The organism is Hymenobacter roseosalivarius DSM 11622 (genome assembly GCF_900176135.1).
In the GTDB taxonomy this organism is placed as follows: domain Bacteria; phylum Bacteroidota; class Bacteroidia; order Cytophagales; family Hymenobacteraceae; genus Hymenobacter; species Hymenobacter roseosalivarius.
The window spans coordinates 95,023-111,860 of record NZ_FWWW01000082.1 but is presented as its reverse complement, the minus strand read 5'-3'; the positions used below and the strand labels follow the sequence as shown (position 1 = coordinate 111,860).

The 16,838-nt window shown below is 59.5% G+C and carries 11 protein-coding genes; 4 read left to right on the top strand and 7 right to left on the bottom strand.

From position 1 onward, the window contains the following. Positions 1-139 precede the first annotated feature (139 nt). On the bottom strand, positions 140-2,695 hold the full coding sequence (locus B9A24_RS15075) for a DUF5916 domain-containing protein (protein WP_084446853.1): 2,556 nt from the start codon (positions 2,693-2,695) through the stop codon (positions 140-142). 654 nt (positions 2,696-3,349) lie between these two features. Between B9A24_RS15075 and B9A24_RS15070 the strand changes: the two genes are divergently transcribed. After that, positions 3,350-5,518, top strand: coding sequence for a M3 family metallopeptidase (locus B9A24_RS15070; protein WP_234997322.1), 2,169 nt, complete (start codon positions 3,350-3,352; stop codon positions 5,516-5,518). A gap of 110 nt (positions 5,519-5,628) precedes the next feature. On the opposite strand, the gene B9A24_RS15065 is transcribed toward B9A24_RS15070, so the two are convergent. The 6 genes from B9A24_RS15065 to msrB form a co-directional block, all read right to left on the bottom strand. Next, positions 5,629-6,960 (bottom strand): leucine-rich repeat-containing protein kinase family protein, encoded by a 1,332-nt coding sequence (locus tag B9A24_RS15065; protein WP_084446851.1) that lies wholly within the window; start codon positions 6,958-6,960, stop codon positions 5,629-5,631. 139 nt (positions 6,961-7,099) lie between these two features. Continuing rightward, positions 7,100-8,080, bottom strand: coding sequence for an aldo/keto reductase (locus tag B9A24_RS15060; protein ID WP_084446850.1), 981 nt, complete (start codon positions 8,078-8,080; stop codon positions 7,100-7,102). 99 nt (positions 8,081-8,179) lie between these two features. Next, the gene (locus B9A24_RS15055) at positions 8,180-8,566 is read right to left on the bottom strand and encodes a DUF3037 domain-containing protein (RefSeq protein WP_084446849.1); all 387 of its coding nucleotides are present in this window, start codon (positions 8,564-8,566) and stop codon (positions 8,180-8,182) included. Next, positions 8,544-9,347 carry a HipA family kinase gene (locus B9A24_RS15050; protein WP_084446848.1) on the bottom strand — a complete coding sequence of 268 codons (804 nt, stop codon included), beginning with the start codon at positions 9,345-9,347 and terminating at the stop codon, positions 8,544-8,546. The genes B9A24_RS15055 and B9A24_RS15050 overlap by 23 nt, the downstream gene beginning before the upstream one ends. 226 nt (positions 9,348-9,573) lie before the next feature. Continuing rightward, entirely contained in the window at positions 9,574-12,138 is a 2,565-nt protein-coding gene (locus B9A24_RS15045; RefSeq protein WP_084446847.1) for an excinuclease ABC subunit UvrA, read from the bottom strand. A gap of 96 nt (positions 12,139-12,234) precedes the next feature. Further along, a complete protein-coding gene (msrB, locus tag B9A24_RS15040) occupies positions 12,235-12,702 on the bottom strand; it encodes a peptide-methionine (R)-S-oxide reductase MsrB (protein ID WP_084446846.1) in 468 nt (155 codons plus the stop codon). Between the two features lie 139 nt (positions 12,703-12,841). Here msrB and B9A24_RS15035 point away from each other — a divergent pair, with 139 nt between their 5' ends. The 3 genes from B9A24_RS15035 (at position 12,842) to B9A24_RS15025 (ending at position 16,785) form a co-directional block, all read left to right on the top strand. Continuing rightward, on the top strand, positions 12,842-13,648 hold the full coding sequence (locus B9A24_RS15035; RefSeq protein ID WP_084446845.1) for an NIPSNAP family protein: 807 nt from the start codon (positions 12,842-12,844) through the stop codon (positions 13,646-13,648). 416 nt (positions 13,649-14,064) lie between these two features. After that, positions 14,065-15,294 (top strand): multidrug effflux MFS transporter, encoded by a 1,230-nt coding sequence (locus B9A24_RS15030; RefSeq protein WP_084446844.1) that lies wholly within the window; start codon positions 14,065-14,067, stop codon positions 15,292-15,294. Positions 15,295-15,897: 603 nt separating this feature from the next. After that, complete coding sequence (locus tag B9A24_RS15025; protein WP_084446843.1) at positions 15,898-16,785, top strand: sugar phosphate isomerase/epimerase family protein; 888 nt, start codon at positions 15,898-15,900, stop codon at positions 16,783-16,785. The last annotated feature ends 53 nt before the right edge of the window (positions 16,786-16,838 follow it).

Below are 16,838 nucleotides of genomic sequence, written 5' to 3'. Positions count from 1 at the left end.
GTCGGGAGCAGTTGCTTGTACGGCAGTTATCGGCAACGAGTAATGCGAATCCACCTAAGTAGCTATACGTAAAAAGCCCCCCAGCCACTAGCTACAGCTAATAGTGGCGCTGGGGGGCTTTTTTGATTAGGTCAAGCAGCTACTTGTTTTTTCTAAATGCCAGGTAGTCGAGGTAGTATAGAATCTTGACGGATATAGAGTTATTGTGGGGTGTGTTGATGGTATTGCTCAGGTTGTCGAAGTAGAGCGGGGTGGCTTCGTTGGCCTGCAGAAACGACGTACCCGCATTTTTCCAGACCACACTAATCTGGGAGCCGGGCGCGAACCACCACGCGTACACGGCATCAATGTTGAAGGCGTTGTAGGTGTTGTCGCGGTTGCGGCGGTAGTCCACGAGCTGCTCCGCGCCGCCGGGCGAGAGAGCCGCGAAGTCGGCGTAGCGTACGTTGCTGGTGTAGTGGCGCGTGCGCAGCGTAAACGACATGCGGTTGGTGAACGTGTAGGCCACGGATACTACGTTGGAAACCGTAGCCACGTCGCGGCGACCGAGGATGACTTGTCCCATAAAAGCCTCATCCATTGGCTCATCGCGGCTGAGGCCCCCGTTTACGTAGCCAATCTGGTTGACATCGAGGCTCCAGTCGAGGCTGTAGCGGAAGGTGAGGTGGTCATTCACGCGGTAGCGCGGGTAGGCCCCGAACCGGTAGCGCAGACGCCGTTCGCGCGCGAACCGATCGTCGAGGGCGTAGGTTGTATTGCCCGCGTTCATGCCCAGCGCAAACTTCTTGCGGGTGTCTGAATTGAAGAAGGCTATCAGGCTGGTGCGGCCGGGTACGCGCACGTAGTAGTCGCCCAGCGGAAACACGCGGGGCTCGAAGTAGTCATGGGTGCGCGGGTCCACGCTGAAGTCGAAGCCCACTTGCAGAAAGTTCTTGGTGAAGGTGGTGTTGGCCCCCAGGTAAAAGCTAGTGCTTTGGTAGCGCGTGGGCTTATACAGCAAGGTGTGGCTTGCCTGCCCAAACAGATAGAAGTTATTCACTTTCCAAAACGGCTTATACTTCCAGTAGCCCAAGTCCAAGGACTGCGTGATTTTGTTGTTGCCAAACAGTATACCCAGGTCGTTCGGGTTATAGGTATCCGATTCGATGCCGTGGTTGAGGCCCCAGGTGAAGTTGCCACTGATTTTGCCCACGCCCACCCGGTATTTGTAGCCGTCCTGGTCACCCACTTCCTTATCGGAGCCGAAGGTCGTGCCGCGCCGCCGCGAGTATACCAAGCTGCCATCCACGGCGTAGGCATTCTTCTTATCGGCCACCCGAAAAAGCCCCCCAGTGACGTTGGCATCGTAGGTCTGGCCCCAACGCGTGACGTTAGTGTTGATCAGACTCACGAAGGAGTTGTTTTTCAGGCTTTGATCGAGCACGGCAATATTGTAGTTGCTGAACGGCTGGGTTTGCACCTGTCGCTCCTCCCCGGTTTCGGTGTTGCGCACGGTAGCGTACACGTCGTTGCTCAAGGCATTGAATAACCCAATCCCGAGGCCCTTGCTGGTGCGGCCCGATACTTTGGTGGCATTCAGCAGGCGCGTCTCGGCCGGGTTGCGCACAATCTTTTCGTTTTCGCCCGCCGTCACCTCGTAGAAACCAATGGGCGTGGCTCCCACCCGGCGCGAGTAGAACAAATTGCCTTTGTTAAACAGCTCCGTGCCTTCGGTGAAAAACTGCCGGTTCTCATTGAACTGCACCTCAAAGGGCGACAGGTTGAGCACCTGATTGTCGCTCTGCACCTGGCCAAAATCCGGCACCAACGTGGCATCCAGGGTGAAGCTCTCGTTGATGCCCCACTTCACGTCGGCCCCGCCGTTAAAGCTGGTGGTGGTGCGGCGCGTACCCTCCGCGTTGAGCGGGTTGTGGTTCACGTAGCTCGACACGTAGGGCGTCAGCGACAGGCGCAGCGGCGGCTCTACGTTCTGGATGCCGCGCAGCTCGCCCCATTGGTTTACAAAACCGTCTACTTCGGGCTTCACTTCATTCCAAAAAAACTGCGCATTGTCGCGCTTGCGCTGGCGGGCAAAATTCAGCCCCCAGAGCTGCTCGGGCGCTTTGCTGAATCGAATGGCGGAGTAGGGAATGCGCATTTCGGCTATCCAGTCGGTGCCGCGCTGGCTGGTTTGGGCATCCCACACGGCATTCCAGTTCCAGTCTTCACCGCTGGCGGGCGAGTAGCGGGCATCCAGCTGCACGCCGGAGGTAGTCACCGTGAAGTTGTAGCCATTAAGTTTGTCGTGATAGGTATCCAGAAAAATCGAGAACAGATCAGTGTTGCCAAACTGGTCGCGCTGAGTCATTTCGCGCAGAATAGAATCGGGGCTCACGTCGTGCATCACGGCCCCGATATAGAGGTTGGCGTCGTCGTAGAGCACGCGTACTTCGGTTTTCTGCTTCTCCGGTACGCCGGGGTTGGGGCGCTGCTGAATGAAATCGGTAGCGACAGGTGCCTGCTGCCAGATGGCCTCATTTAGCTCGCCATCGAGCTTAATCGGCTCCGTAACGCGCAGAGCCTGGAGCTGACGCTTGGGGGCGGCCGTGGCTGATTTGGTCGCGGCGGCCGGCGCTTGCTGGGCTACCGCAAAATGCCCCCCAGCCACAAATTCAACCAGCAGAAGACAAGAACGCAGTGTAAAACGGAAAGACATAGCGCGGTTAATTTTGGAGTAGAAAGCGGACGAACGAAAGGAGAATTGCGGGTTGGTCGATGCCGAAAAATCTGGGCACAACTATGACTGGCAGCAGCAAAAAAGCGGCGCGAAAAGGGATTGAAATAGAAAGGTTGGGGGCTGGTTGGCGCGGCCGGAATCAGCTACTAAAACACTCTGTTTCTAGCAGAATTTTGCTGTGTAAATAACAAGCTGGCGGGACACTGAAAAACGAGAATCAGGGTGTTGAGTGAGGCGGTTACCGGGATTAAGTCTAATCGTTACAACCGGATGAAAATATTTTTTCAAACGCTGTTGGCGGGAAGAGTAACGACCGTATTCGGCGCTGGTAACTGCGCGATTTAAGCGAGGTTACAGGGGAGAGGGAAAATATTTCTTGCGTGCTAAAAACGGAAGCTGCTCATTGGCTACAGCGTGACCCCACCCCCGTCCCCCCCTCTTCCGGAGGATGTCGCGCATCAAGCGAGGTGGGACGGGGGTGGGGTCACGCTAAAAGGAACCGAAGCATTCCTTCTTACCTTTCAGGCTCAACCTGACTTATCAACCACCTTCCCACTCATGCCCAAACCGCTTTTTTCTCCTGGTAGGCTTTTACTGGCAAACACGCTTTTCACCTTCAGTTTTGCTACCACTGTGAATCCAACTTCCAGCTTCGCCCAGACGACGGCCCCCACCTTCTCCGCCACGGCCACCCGCCCCGAAAACAACGCTGTGTTAGCCCCCTGGGCTGGTTCTTACGGCGGTGTTCCGGCCTTCGACAAAATAGAAGTGGCCCAGTTCAAGCCGGCCCTCGAAGCCGCGATGGCTGAAAACCTAAAGGAAATTCAGGCCATTGCCAGCAACTCCCAGGCCTCCACTTTCGAGAATACCATTGCCGCCCTGGAGCGGGCGGGCAAAACCCTCGACCAGGTGCGGACCGTGTACGGCGTCTGGACCGGGACGATGAGCAGCCCGGAGGTGCAGCTGGTGGAGCGGGAAATGGCCCCCAAAATGGCCGCTTTCTCCGACCAGATCACGCAGAACGAGCCGCTGTTTCGCCGCATTGAGGCGGTGTATAACTCGCCCGACAAGAAGAAGCTGACGCCTGAACAGCAGCGCCTGGCGTTTGTGTATTACAACAACTTCGTACGGGCCGGCGCTAAGCTTGATGCTAAGGCGAAAATGCGTTTGTCGGCTATCAACCAAGAATTGGCGGGCCTGTTCACGCGCTTCAGTCAGAATGTGCTGGCCGATGAAACCGATTCGGTACTGGTGCTCAAAGCGCCCGCCGACCTCGGCGGCCTGCCCACTTCCCTGCGTGAAGACGCGGCCAATGCGGCCACAGCCCGTAAGCTCTCGGCCGCTGGCGTGATTACGAACACCCGCTCTTCCATTGACCCATTTCTGACTTATTCCGACCAGCGCAAGCTGCGCGAAAAGGCGTGGCGCATGTTCGTGAACCGGGGCGACAACGGCGGTGCCCACGACAACAACGCCCTGATTACCCAGATTCTGCAGCTGCGCGCCGAGCGGGCCAAGCTGCTGGGCTACGCTACCCACGCCCACCTGCGCCTCGATAATACGATGGCCAAAACGCCCGAAAAGGCGATGGCGCTGATGGAAGAAGTGTGGACCCCGGCCGTGGCGCGCGTAAAGGAGGAAGTGGCCGATATGCAGGCCCTGGCCAAAAAGGAAGGTGCGACCTTCAAAATTGAGCCCTGGGACTACCGCTACTACGCCGAGAAAGTGCGCAAAGAACGCTACGACCTCGATCAGAATGAGGTAAAGCAGTACTTACAGCTCGATAAGATGCGCGAAGGCATGTTCTGGGTGGCCGGTGAGCTGTTCAACTTCACCTTCAGCCCCGTCACCAATGTGCCCGTGTACCATCCCGATGTGAAGGTGTGGGAAGTGAAAGACAAGACCTCCGGTAAGCCCGTAGGCCTCTGGTATTTTGACCCTTATGCCCGGACTGGCAAACGCTCTGGTGCTTGGATGAACGCCTACCGCAAGCAGGAGCGCATAGACGGCAAGCCCGTCACGACTATCGTGTCCAACAACTCCAACTTCGTGAAGGGCAAGGACAGCGTGCCCACCCTCATTTCCTGGACTGACGCCACTACGCTGTTTCACGAGTTCGGCCACGCCCTGCACGGGCTTTCTTCCAACGTTACCTACCCTACCCTCTCGGGCACCAGCGTGGTGCGCGACTACGTGGAGTTCCCGTCGCAGGTACTCGAAAACTGGCTTTCCACGCCCCAGGTGCTCCAGCGCTTCGCCGTGCACTACCAGACGGGCAAGCCCATTCCGCAAGCTTTGGTGGACCGCATTGAAAAGGCTGCCACGTTTAATCAGGGCTTTGAAACTACCGAGTTTCTGGCCAGCGCCCTTATTGACATGAAGCTGCACCTGGCCGGCGACCAGAAGATTGATCCCGACAAGTTTGAGCGCGAAACGCTGGCTCAGCTAGGCATGCCGAGCGAAATTGTGATGCGCCACCGCACGCCGCAGTTTTCGCACGTCTTCTCCTCCGATGGCTACTCGGCCGGCTACTACAGCTACCTGTGGTCAGTAGTAATCGCGGCTGATGCCTACGGCGCTTTCACCGAGGCCGGCGGCCCCTACGACAAAGCCGTGGGCAAGCGCCTGACCCAGCAGATTTTCTCCGTGGGCAACACCGTGGACCCCGCCGAAGCCTACCGCTCGTTTCGCGGCCGCGACCCCAAAACGGAAGCCCTCATGCGCGAGCGCGGCTTTCCCGTGAAAGATGCTAAAGCCAGCAAAACGACTGATAAAAAGGCCCCCGGCAAGAAGAAAGGCTAGATTGTTAGTATAGTCTTCCTGCTCTCATTAAACCTTAAACACGAATATCCAGCTGCTTAGGCAGTTGGATATTCGTGTTTTACGGGGCACAGCCGTAGAGCGGGGTGAGGTCACTTGGCGCTGCCCAGAGCTAAACGTCGCAGTTCCGCCAATGTGTGCCGGATTTCGGCGAATAGCGGCCTGGCCGAAACATTAGGCTGCACGCACCGCTGCTGCAAATCGGCCAGCGCATCTATTGAGCCCCGACAGTGGTTCAATAATTCTTCCAGCAAACAACCGAAGGCGCGCACTTCCAAGCGCTGCAAAGCGTGGGCTGTTTCCAGTGCTTCGGGGTCGAAAAAGCAGGCGGCGCCAAAGTCACTGAGCAGGCTGGCGCCGGCTTCCGTAGTCAGGATATTATGGGCGTACAGGTCGCCGTGCATGATGCCGCGCTCGTGCAGGTGTTCGGCCGCGGCAGCAATGCCGTGGGCAATCTGCAACGCGGCCTCCACGCCGAACCTAGTACCTGAATCGTAAACGTCGCGGGTGCAGGAAACCAGACTGGGCGGGCTGGCGAGGTTGCGAAATGCCGGTTCAATCAGCTCCAGTACCAGACCTTCAGTGTCAGCAGGGTGCCCGCCGACTTTGCCTTCCACCGCCACTAGATTGGGATGGGCGCCGGCGCTGATGCAGGCCGCCATTTCGCTGTGAGGCAGGCCGTCGCTGGTCACGGCCCCTTTAAAAAGCTTCACGGCCACCCCGACTGGCGAGCTAACCGGCTGGTGCCACCGCGCCTGATAAATAACCCCCGACGCGCCCTCGCCTAGCTGGTGCTCCAGAGTTAGCGTATCCCAATCGATGGTCGCGATGGGGTGGTGAGCCACGGCCAGTTGTTCGGCTGCCTCGCTGAATGGGTTCCCCGCATACGCCAGCCACGAGAGGCGGGATAAAGACAATAGCCACGGGGGCAATTCCGTAAACCGATTCGCCGCGATGCGCACCAGCTCCAAACGAGTACAAGCGGCCATGCTTTCGGGCAACGCGGTGAGCTGATTGCCGGCCAGCATGAGCTTTTGCAGAAACTTGCAGGTGCCCAGCTCAGTCGGCAGCTCGCGGAGCTGGTTATCCGTGAGGATAAGCCAGCGCAGGGCCGGGGTAAGGGCCGCAGCTGGCAGCGTACGAATCTGGTTGGCCTTGAAGCCCACCATGCTCAGCCGCGGGCATTGCCCCAGCACCTCCGGCACGCTGGTAAACTGGTTATCCGAGCAGAACAGGATGCGCAGCTGGTGCAGCCGCCCCAGGTCGGCGGGCAAATTTGAGAGCTTATTGCCCGACAGGTTCAGGATTTCGAGCGTATCAGTCAGCTCAAATATCTCCGTTGGAAACTCGGTAAGGCCTTCGGATAAATCGAGGCGGGTGGTGCCGGCCAGCTTTCCGGCGCGCAGTTGGTCAAGCGTGTGCATGGGGCAAAGGTAGGGCGGGAACGCTCCAGCCAGCGTTTTTATCCTTGGTTAGCTGTTGCAGCACTCGTAGAGCGCAAAAAAAGACCCCCAGTCATTTCAAATTGGATGGGGGGCTTTTTTCAGTAGGTTTAGCCGATTTTCACGAAAAGCCAAGCACCGGATGCGGCTGATACGGCTCCTCCAGGCGCGCGATTTCCTCCTCCGAGAGCTGGACATCCACGGCCGCTACCGCATCCTCCAGGTGGCCGGGCTTGCTGGCCCCGATAATGGGGGCCGTGATGACGGGCTTCGAGAGCATCCAGGCCAGCGCCACCTGCGCATTGGGCAGACCACGGGCCTCGGCTACTTCCGTCACGCGGGCCGCCACGGCAAAGTCATCGTCGCGGGAGTACAGTGCCTTGCCGAACGTATCGGTGCGGGCGCGCTCGGTTTCGTTGCGCTCCTTGCCGCGCTTGCCCGTGAGCAGCCCCCGCGCCAGCGGCGACCACGGAATCACGCCGATGCTCTGATCCTGGCACAGCGGCAGCATCTCGCGCTCCTCCTCGCGGTACACCAAGTTGTAGTGGGGCTGCATACTCACGAAGCGCGTCCAGTTGTGCTTGTCGGCCAGATACAGGGCCTGAGCAAACTGCCAGGCGTACATGGAGGAGGCCCCAATGTAGCGCGCCTTGCCCGCTTTTACCACGTCGTGCAGGGCTTCCAGCGTTTCCTCGATGGGCGTATTATAGTCCCAACGGTGAATCTGGTACAGGTCGACGTAGTCAGTGCCGAGGCGCTTGAGGCTGGCATCGATGGCGCTCAGTATGTGCTTGCGCGACAAACCTTTATCGTTCGGCCCCGGCCCCATCGGATAGAACACTTTGGTGGCAATGACTACGTCGTCGCGGGAAGCAAAGTCGCGCAGGGCCCGGCCGACGACCTCCTCGCTCACGCCGTTGGAATACGCGTCGGCCGTATCGAAGAAGTTGATACCCAGCTCCAACGCTTTTTGAATGAAAGGCCGGCTCTGCTCCTCGTTGAGGGCCCAGGGCCAGCGGTCGGTGGGGGTGCCATAGGTCATCATGCCCAGGCAAATTTTAGAAACCTGAAGGCCCGTGGCCCCTAAGCGAATATAGTCCATGCGGTCGGGTGAAAGTCCTGGCTGTCGTATACGCTCAGAATGCGGCGAAGGCCGTTCTTCAGGTCAAAGCCACCCGCTGCTTGCTTCCACTGGGGGGCTTTATTGCACCAGTTGCGCACACAGCCGCGTCAGCGTGGCGGCGGCGTCCTGGCACAGGCCGGGATGCACCGCCGAGGTTTGCACCACGGTGCTGCGCGTGGCCGTGAGCCAGCGAAACCGCTCGGCCAGGGACAGGCGGCCGATGGTGCCGCCTTCGGGGCGGCCCCGGCAGATCTGCCCAAAGGCGTGCAGGCGGGCGGTCAGCTCCTCCATATCAAACTCGTCGCCGGCCAGGGCGCGCAGGCGGGCTTCGGGCAGCTCAAACCGCGTTTGCAGAAAGCCCTGCGCCCGGCAGTACACGATGACGCCCACATTGAGGAATTCCTCGCGCTCCACCCGCGGCACTACCCGCAGCACGGCGTACTCAAACAAGTGCTTGTCGGGCATTTTCGGCTTCCTGAACAAAGGTATCTGATGCGGCGAGGCGGGCTTCCAGGAACTCGACGTAGGCCGCCCGCTGCGCCTGGGCCGTGGTATCGGCGGAGAAGGCACCGATCAGCCATTCCTCGGGCACCAACTCCACAATCTCCCGAATAATAGCGGCAGAAAGCAAAGCCTTGCTTTCTGTATTGACGGCTTCCAGCTCAGTGGCCTGGGGCAGCAGCACATGGTCTTTTATCTGGGCAAAGGTCCGCTGGCGCTCCGGCTGCGCCCAGCCCGGCCCGGCGTGATGCACATACAGGGCCGCGCCGTGGTCGATCAGCCAGAGCTCCTTGTGCCACATGAGCATATTGGTGTTGCGGGCCGTGCGGTCCACGTTCAGCGTCAGCGAGTCCAGCCACACGATCTGCGAAGCCAGATAAGGCTCGACAGGGGTGACCAGGGCATCGAAGGTGCTGGCCCCGGACAGGTAGTGCAGACCCAGGTTGAGGCCCGTGCTGGCGCGCAGCAAATCCTGAATTTCCTCGTCGGGCTCGGTGCGGCCGAAGGCTTCGTCGAGCTGGCAGAATACCAGCTCCGGCACGCGCAGGCCCAGCACCCGCGCCAGCTCGCCCACGAGCAGCTCGGCAATAAGCGCCTTGATGCCCTGCCCCGCGCCCCGAAATTTGAGCACGTACAAAAACCCGTCGTCGGCTTCGGTCAGGGCCGGCAAAGAGCCGCCCTCGCGCAGCGGCGTCACGTAGCGCGTTACCTCAACGGTTCGCAGGGAAAGGGCACTGGCCGGCATAGGCACGCGAAATAGAAAAAAGGAAGGCCCGCAAAGGACGCATAATGCGGGGATTTTCTTCGGAACAACAAATAGTAGGTCCTGATAGAACGTCATGCAGAGGCGGAGCCGAAGCATCTCGCGTGCTGATGCGGGATTACCAATCAAACTAAACACGCGAGATGCTTCGGCTCCGCCTCTGCATGACGTTCTGTTTACACTTAAACCAAAGCCAAGGACGGTCAGCTCACTGTCCTTCGCCTCCCAGAAAACGCGCCAGGTAGGGCGAGGTGCGGCTGTCTTTGGCCCCAGCCAGTTTGGCTGGCGGACCGGCGGCTACCACCTGACCGCCCTCGTCGCCCGCGCCGGGGCCCATGTCAATCACCCAGTCGGAGCCGGCTACCACGCGCATCTCGTGCTCTACCACGATGACCGTGTTGCCGGCTGCTACCAGGCCCTCGAGCTGGGCCATAAGCTTTTCTACGTCGGCCGGGTGCAGGCCGGTGGTGGGCTCGTCGAGGACGTAGAGCGAGTTGCCGCGCTGGGTGCGTTGCAGCTCCGTGGCCAGCTTAATGCGCTGGGCCTCGCCGCCCGACAGCTCGGTGGCGGGTTGGCCCAAGCGCAGGTAGCCCAGGCCAACTTCGCGCAGCACAGTGAGGGCACGGTGTACCGGCGGCTCGGCAGCGAAGAACTCCCAGGCCGCGTCTACTGTCATGCCCAATACCTCTGCTATGTTCTTATCCTGATAAGTTACCTCTAAGGTTTTGGCGTTGTAGCGCGCGCCGCGGCAAACGGGGCAGGGCGCGTACACGCTGGGCAGAAACAGCAGCTCCACCATCACGAAGCCTTCGCCCTGGCAGGTTGAGCAGCGGCCTTTGGCCACGTTGAAGGAAAAGCGGCCGGCATCGTAGCGGCGCTTGCGGGCGGCGGGCGTGGCGGCAAATAGCTTGCGTACGTGGTCGAACAGGCCGGTATAGGTGGCCATGTTGGAGCGCGGCGTGCGGCCAATCGGTTTCTGATCGACGCGCACCAGGCGCTTGATATGTTCCATCCCGCTCACAATTTGCCCCCCGGTCGTAGTAGGTGCGGCGCGCGCCAGCTCGTCGCCTTCGCCTTCCTCCTCGCCCCTTGCCAATTGCTCATTGCTCATTCCTAGTTGCTGCCCTACCAGCTCCACCAGCACCTGACTCACCAGGCTCGACTTGCCCGAGCCCGACACGCCCGTCACAGTGGTGAGTACGCCCAGTGGAAAGGCCACATCCAGCCCATTCAGGTTGTTGCGCGTGACGCCGGCCAGCCGCAGCCAGCCGCCGGGCGGGCGGGGTGGGCTGGGGGGCATTTTTTCCAGATCAAACAAGTAGCGGCGCGTCTGCGAGCTTTGTATGGCCGCCAGCCCGGCGGGCGGGCCGCTGTACAGCACTTCGCCGCCCTGCTCGCCGGCGGCCGGCCCCACGTCTACCAGCCAATCGGCCTGCCGGATCACGTCCAGGTTGTGCTCGACCACGAACAGGGAGTTGCCACTGCGCTTCAGGCTAGCCAGGGCGGCCAGCAGGGCCTCCGTATCGGAGGGGTGCAGGCCCGCCGAGGGCTCATCCAGCACGTACACCACCCCGAACAGGTTGGAATACAGCTGAGTAGCCAGCCGCAGCCGCTGCAATTCGCCCGGCGAGAGGGTCGGCGTGCTTCTTTCCAACGATAGATAGCCCAGCCCCAGATCGAGCAGCACGGCCAGCCGCGCGCACAGGTCGGCGGCAATGCGCTGGGCCACGATGACCTGCTCGGGGTGGGCCGCGTCGTGCTTTTTGCGACCCGCAGCCGTGCCTTCGGCGAAGGGCCGCAGCCGGTCGGCCACGCGCTTGAGGGGCAAATGAGAGAAGTCGGCAATATCCAGGCCCGCGAAGGTCACCGACAACGACTCGGGCCGCAGGCGCTTGCCGTGGCAGGTGGGGCACTCGGTGCTGAGCATATACTGCAGGGCCCGCTTCTTCATGAGCGGGCTGTGGGTGGTGGCGAAGGTGTGCAGCACATGGCGCTTCACGCCCGTAAACGTGCCCATGTAGTTGGGTGTCTCCTTGCGCCGCAGGGCCCGCCGGGTTTCTTCGGGCGAGTAGCCGGGGTACACCGGCACTACCGGCTGCTCCTCGGTGAACAGTATCCAGTCGCGGTCCTTTTGGGGCAGCTCGCGCCAGGGTCGGTCGACGTCGTAGCCGAGCGTGACCAGAATATCGCGCTGATTTTGCCCCCCCCAGGCCTGGGGCCAGGCCGCGATGGCCCGCTCCCGGATGGTGAGCGAGGGGTCGGGCACCATCGACTCTTCCGTCACTTCGTACACGCGCCCCAGGCCGTGGCAGGTAGGGCAGGCCCCTTCGGAAGTGTTGGGCGAAAAGGCTTCGGCGTAAATAATTCCCTGCCCGGCCGGGTAGTCGCCGGCCCGCGAGTAGAGCATCCGCACCAGGTTGGAGAGCGTGGTGACCGAGCCCACCGACGAGCGCGTGGTGGGCGTGCCGCGCTGCTGCTGCAAGGCCACAGCCGGCGGCAGGCCCTCAATAGCATCCACTTCGGGCACCGCCATCTGGTGAAACAGCCGCCGCGCGTACGGCGACACCGACTCCAGGTAGCGCCGCTGCGCCTCGGCATACAGCGTCCCGAAGGCCAGGCTCGATTTGCCCGAGCCCGACACGCCCGTAAAGACCACCAGAGCGTCGCGCGGTATCTCCAGATCGACGTTTTTGAGGTTGTGCTCCCGCGCCCCGCGCACGCGCACGAAGCCGGTAAAAGCAGGGGATTCGGGCGGGAAAGAAGCGTTAGCCATGGGTTGGATACTCGCAGATAAGGCAGCGAGTGGGCTGGAATACGCAAATTCGGCTCAACCCGCCGAAGTATTTCGCTGATCCTAGGGGGTCATGCACTATCCACCAGCAGCGGCTTTCTGGCTGACTTCTCTGCTCAGGCTCTCCGAATTGATGCAGTAGCGCAGGCCGCCCGGTGCAGGACCATCCGGGAATACGTGGCCGAGGTGGCCGTCGCAGACGTTGCAGAGTGCCTCCAGGCGCTGCATGTTGTGGCTGTCGTCGAAGGCATATTTGATGGCGTTTTTGGCAATGGGCTGCGTGAAGCTGGGCCAACCGGATATGGCGTGGTACTTCTCAGTAGAGTGGAATAACAAACTGCCACAGCCGACGCAGGCATACGTGCCCGGCTCGTAGGAGCGGCAGTAGGCGTTGCGATACGGCGGCTCCGTCCCTTTCTGCCGCGCCACCTGAAACTGCGCGGGCGTCAGCTGCGCCTGCCACGCGGCCTCCGACTGCTCCACTCTTCTGGGCGGCTCCGGGTTACTGTAGGTGGCAAATTTGAGCACGTCTATCCAACGCAGCATGAAGCCCTACGTAATGGTTTGTTTCTAACGTATTGCTTTTCTGGGGGCCATCAACGAGGCAACACCTAGGTTCAGGCTAACGTATTTTTGCTATGTTTAAGGAAGCTCCGGCTCATTTCTACCCTTATACTTTCCGCGTATGAACAAGTTGTCACCAGTACAACGAGTAAGCAGAGGCGGCCTGCTCCTGCTGGCTATGGTCTTGCTGCTGGCCGGGTCGGCTTACCGGCCCGCCGCCGAGCGGGAAGTGTACCAACTCAAAATTTACCACATAAAAACCCAGCAGCAGGAAGAGCGGGTAGAGGCTTTTCTGCGGGATGCGTTCCTGCCGGAGCTGCGCAAGCTGGGCGTCAGGAAGATGGGGGTTTTCAAGCCCATCGGCAACGATACGGCCACCGATCGGCGGGTGGTCGTGCTCATTCCCTACCCGTCCCTCGCGCAGCTGGGGCGCGTGACCGAGCGCCTGGAGCAGGACGTAGACTTTGCGAAAAGCAGCCCCGCCTATTGGGCGGCGGCTCACACCGACCCGCCTTACACTCGCCTGGAAGTTATTCAGCTGGAGTCTTTCACTGAGAAGCTGCGGCTGCGCGAGCCCCGATTGCAGGGGCCACGGGCGGAGCGTGTATACGAGCTGCGCAGCTACGAAAGCGCCACTGAAATGCAGCACCGCAACAAAGTGCAGATGTTCACGCAGGGCGGCGAGATACCGCTGTTTGAGCGCCTGGGCTTCAACGCGGTATTTTACGCCAGGGTGGTGGCCGGCAGCCACATGCCCAACCTTATGTATCTGACCACCTTTGAAAACCAGGCCGCCCGCGACGAGCACTGGAAATCCTTCGGCGCGGACCCCGAGTGGAAAAAGCTTTCCAGTCTGCCTGAGTATCAGAACAACGTTTCTAAAAACGATAAGGTGTTTTTGCGGCCCACCGCCTACTCCGACATCTAAGAAGTGGTTTGCGTTGGCTGTCGAGTGGACGGAAACGAGGTAGAAACGCAACATGTTGCGTCTCGTCGTTGAACGATTCCCACGCGAGGAGACTCCAACGATTGCGTCTCTACCGCGGTTGGCTGCCTCAAAAATTAACGCAAACAGATTCTTAAGCTACCGGGTAGGGAATTTTTCGCGGCTGGCGCCGCGCCGGCTGCTCCTGCCGCAAAGTGGTTCCTTTTGGGCATTATTCGGCCCGGACAGCTGTTCGGACAGCTTATTAGTTGGAAAACTTCCAGTCTATTGCTCCCTTCTTTTGTACCCCCACTGTCGCCTGGGGGGCTTTTTTGCCGCCGCGGCACGGAGGCGATCTAGGCAGAAATGGGCATTGCATCATAGAATAAATCGGGCAAAAAAGCCCCCCAGTACCCTCTATGTCCAAGCAGCAGTATTTTTTTCTGATTCTGATTCTGGGAAGCCTGTCGGCGCTCGGGCCTTTTTCCATCGATATGTACCTGCCGGGCTTTCCGGCCATTGCCCAGGACCTGAACACGACCGCGGCCCGCGTGACCTTATCCTTATCCAGCTTCTTCGTGGGCATCTCGGCGGGCCAGCTTTTATACGGTCCGCTGCTTGACCGATTTGGCCGCAAAAAACCGCTGTATGTTGGGCTGGCCGTGTACGTGCTGGCCTCCATCGGCTGCGCGACCGTTCATACCATCAATGGGCTTATCGTGTTGCGCCTGGTGCAAGCCATCGGCAGCTGTGCTGCGGGCGTGGCCTCCGTGGCGATGATTCGTGACCTGTTTCCGGTGAAAGACAGTGCGAAGGTCTTTGCCCTGATTATGTTGGTCATTGGCCTTTCGCCCATGATTGCGCCCACCGCCGGGAGCTATGTGACGGCGGCTTTTGGGTGGCACGGCGTATTTATTGTGCTGGCGGCCATGGGCTTGCTGCTTTTGGTTGCCACCTTTCTCTGGCTGCCCGAAACCTATAAGCCCGATACAACTATGTCGTTGAAGCCCAGGCCTATCCTAACCAACTTCTGGGCGGTGCTGCGGGAGCCGCAGTTCTATACCTACACGTTTACCGGCGCTATGTCGTTTTGCGGACTCTTCGCTTACGTGGCGGGCTCGCCGCTGGTATTTATGGGGATTTTTGGGGTAGATGGCAAGGTATACGGCTGGATTTTCGCCTTCCTGTCCGTGGGCCTCATTGGTGCCAGTCAGGTGAATAGCTACCTGCTGCGGTATTATCAGAATGAGCAACTGGTGCATACAGCCCTCATTTGCCAGGTTCTGACCGGCCTTGTTTTTCTAGTGCTTATAAGCGGTGGCTGGATTGGGCTCAATGGCACTATCGCGCTGCTGTTTATCTTCTTGTGCTGCCTCGGCTTTAGCAGCCCCAATACGGCTGCGCTCTCCCTGGCTCCTTTCTCCCGAAATGCTGGTAGCGCCTCCGCTCTGATGGGTGCAACTCGGATGGCGATGGGCGCTTTGGCCTCCATGGCGGTCAGTGTTTTCAGCAACGGCACGACGGTACCCATGGTGTCTATCATGGCCGTTACCTCGGTGGTAGCTTTATTCCTTTTGCTTACCGGTCGCCGGCATATTACCGAGCAGGTGGAAGTATCCGCTGAGCAGATGGCAGAGCCAGTGCATTAGCACTTGAATCAGGAGCCAGTTCGGTTAGAGCACAAGCCTCGGCCCCACGATAGCGCAGACCAACGCGCCGTTGTGGGGCCAAAGTCGTTAGAGGAAGTGCGGCGTAGGCCTGAAAACTACTGGGCGCTACGAGGGAGAAACCGGCGAAGTCAGGTACCCTTTCCTACCACAATACCAAGCAGCTGGTAGCCTCTGCGCGGAGTCCAGCATGCTAAGTAGACAACTCGATCTGGAAAAACTTTTATATCTTGGCTAAGGAGCTGCTTGTTTTTTATACGATTGGTTTTGGCAGCGTGCAGGCAGGAAACTACCCCTCAGTTCCAGTTTTCCGCCCTTTGGTGCTTGTGCACTAAGCGTTTTAATTTAGTTACTATCATCTGTTAACGATATTTCCGACCTCGGTAAAAGCTTGTAATACCGGGAAAAGGAAGGATAAATTGGCAAACCATACTCCCTGCGGCCAGCGCCTGCCAGGCGCTAGTCAGTCCTGAATAAGCAGCGGAACGAGTCATTGCCTACGCTACGGCGTCAATCCTCGACTATTCCCTGCCTATTGCCCAAACAGGACCGCACGAATTAACTCCTTCCCACCAAATTCTCTCCATGACCTCTCGCCGCTCCTTCGTGAAGTCCGCCGCGCTTCTGTCTGCTGGCGCGCTCGTTTCGCCGGCTTTGCTGGCCGCGCACAAGTCGCGACATATTGGCTTACAGCTATATACGGTGCGCGACGCCATGCAAAAGGACCCGGCAGGTACGTTGGCCCGGGTGGCAAAGATGGGCTACACCTCGGTGGAGGGCGCCACCTATACGGGCAGTCAGAAGTTTTACGGCATGACGCCCGCGGCTTTTGCCGGCGTGCTCAAGCAGAATGGCCTGATCATGCCCAGTAGCCATTACCGCTTGGGTGAAGAGCAAGAAAAGGGACAGCCGGTACAGGGCACCATACTGCACGGCTGGGACAAAGCCGTGGACGACGCGGCCCAGGCTGGCGTGAAGTACATGGTGTGCGCCTACCTCTCGGAAGCCGAGCGCGGCGGCCTCGACCACTATAAGTATATAGCTGACCAGCTTAACAAAGCGGGTGAGCGGAGTAAGAAAGCTGGTATTCAGCTTTGCTACCACAACCACGACTTCGAATTTGCCCCCCAGAGCGGCCAGCTGCCCTATGATCTGCTGCTTAGCTCCACCGACAAAGAGCTGGTGAAGATGGAGCTGGACCTGTACTGGGCTACCAAAGCTGGGAAAGACCCGATTGCCTTGTTTCAGCAGTACCCTGGCCGGTTCCCGCTCTGGCATGTGAAGGATATGGACAAAACGTCCAAGCAAAACTTTACGGAGGTGGGCAGCGGCGTCATCGATTTCAAGAAAATCTTTGCCCAGGCTGGAAAGTCGGGCATGAAGTACTACTTTGTGGAGCAGGACCAAACGCCTGGCTCGCCCTTCGACAGCATTCAGAAAAGCATTACGCACATTAAGCGTACTTTGGTGTAAGCCTTCCCTGGCTTCGCCCTACGCTTCCTCTGCCCTAATTTATCCCACCCCTT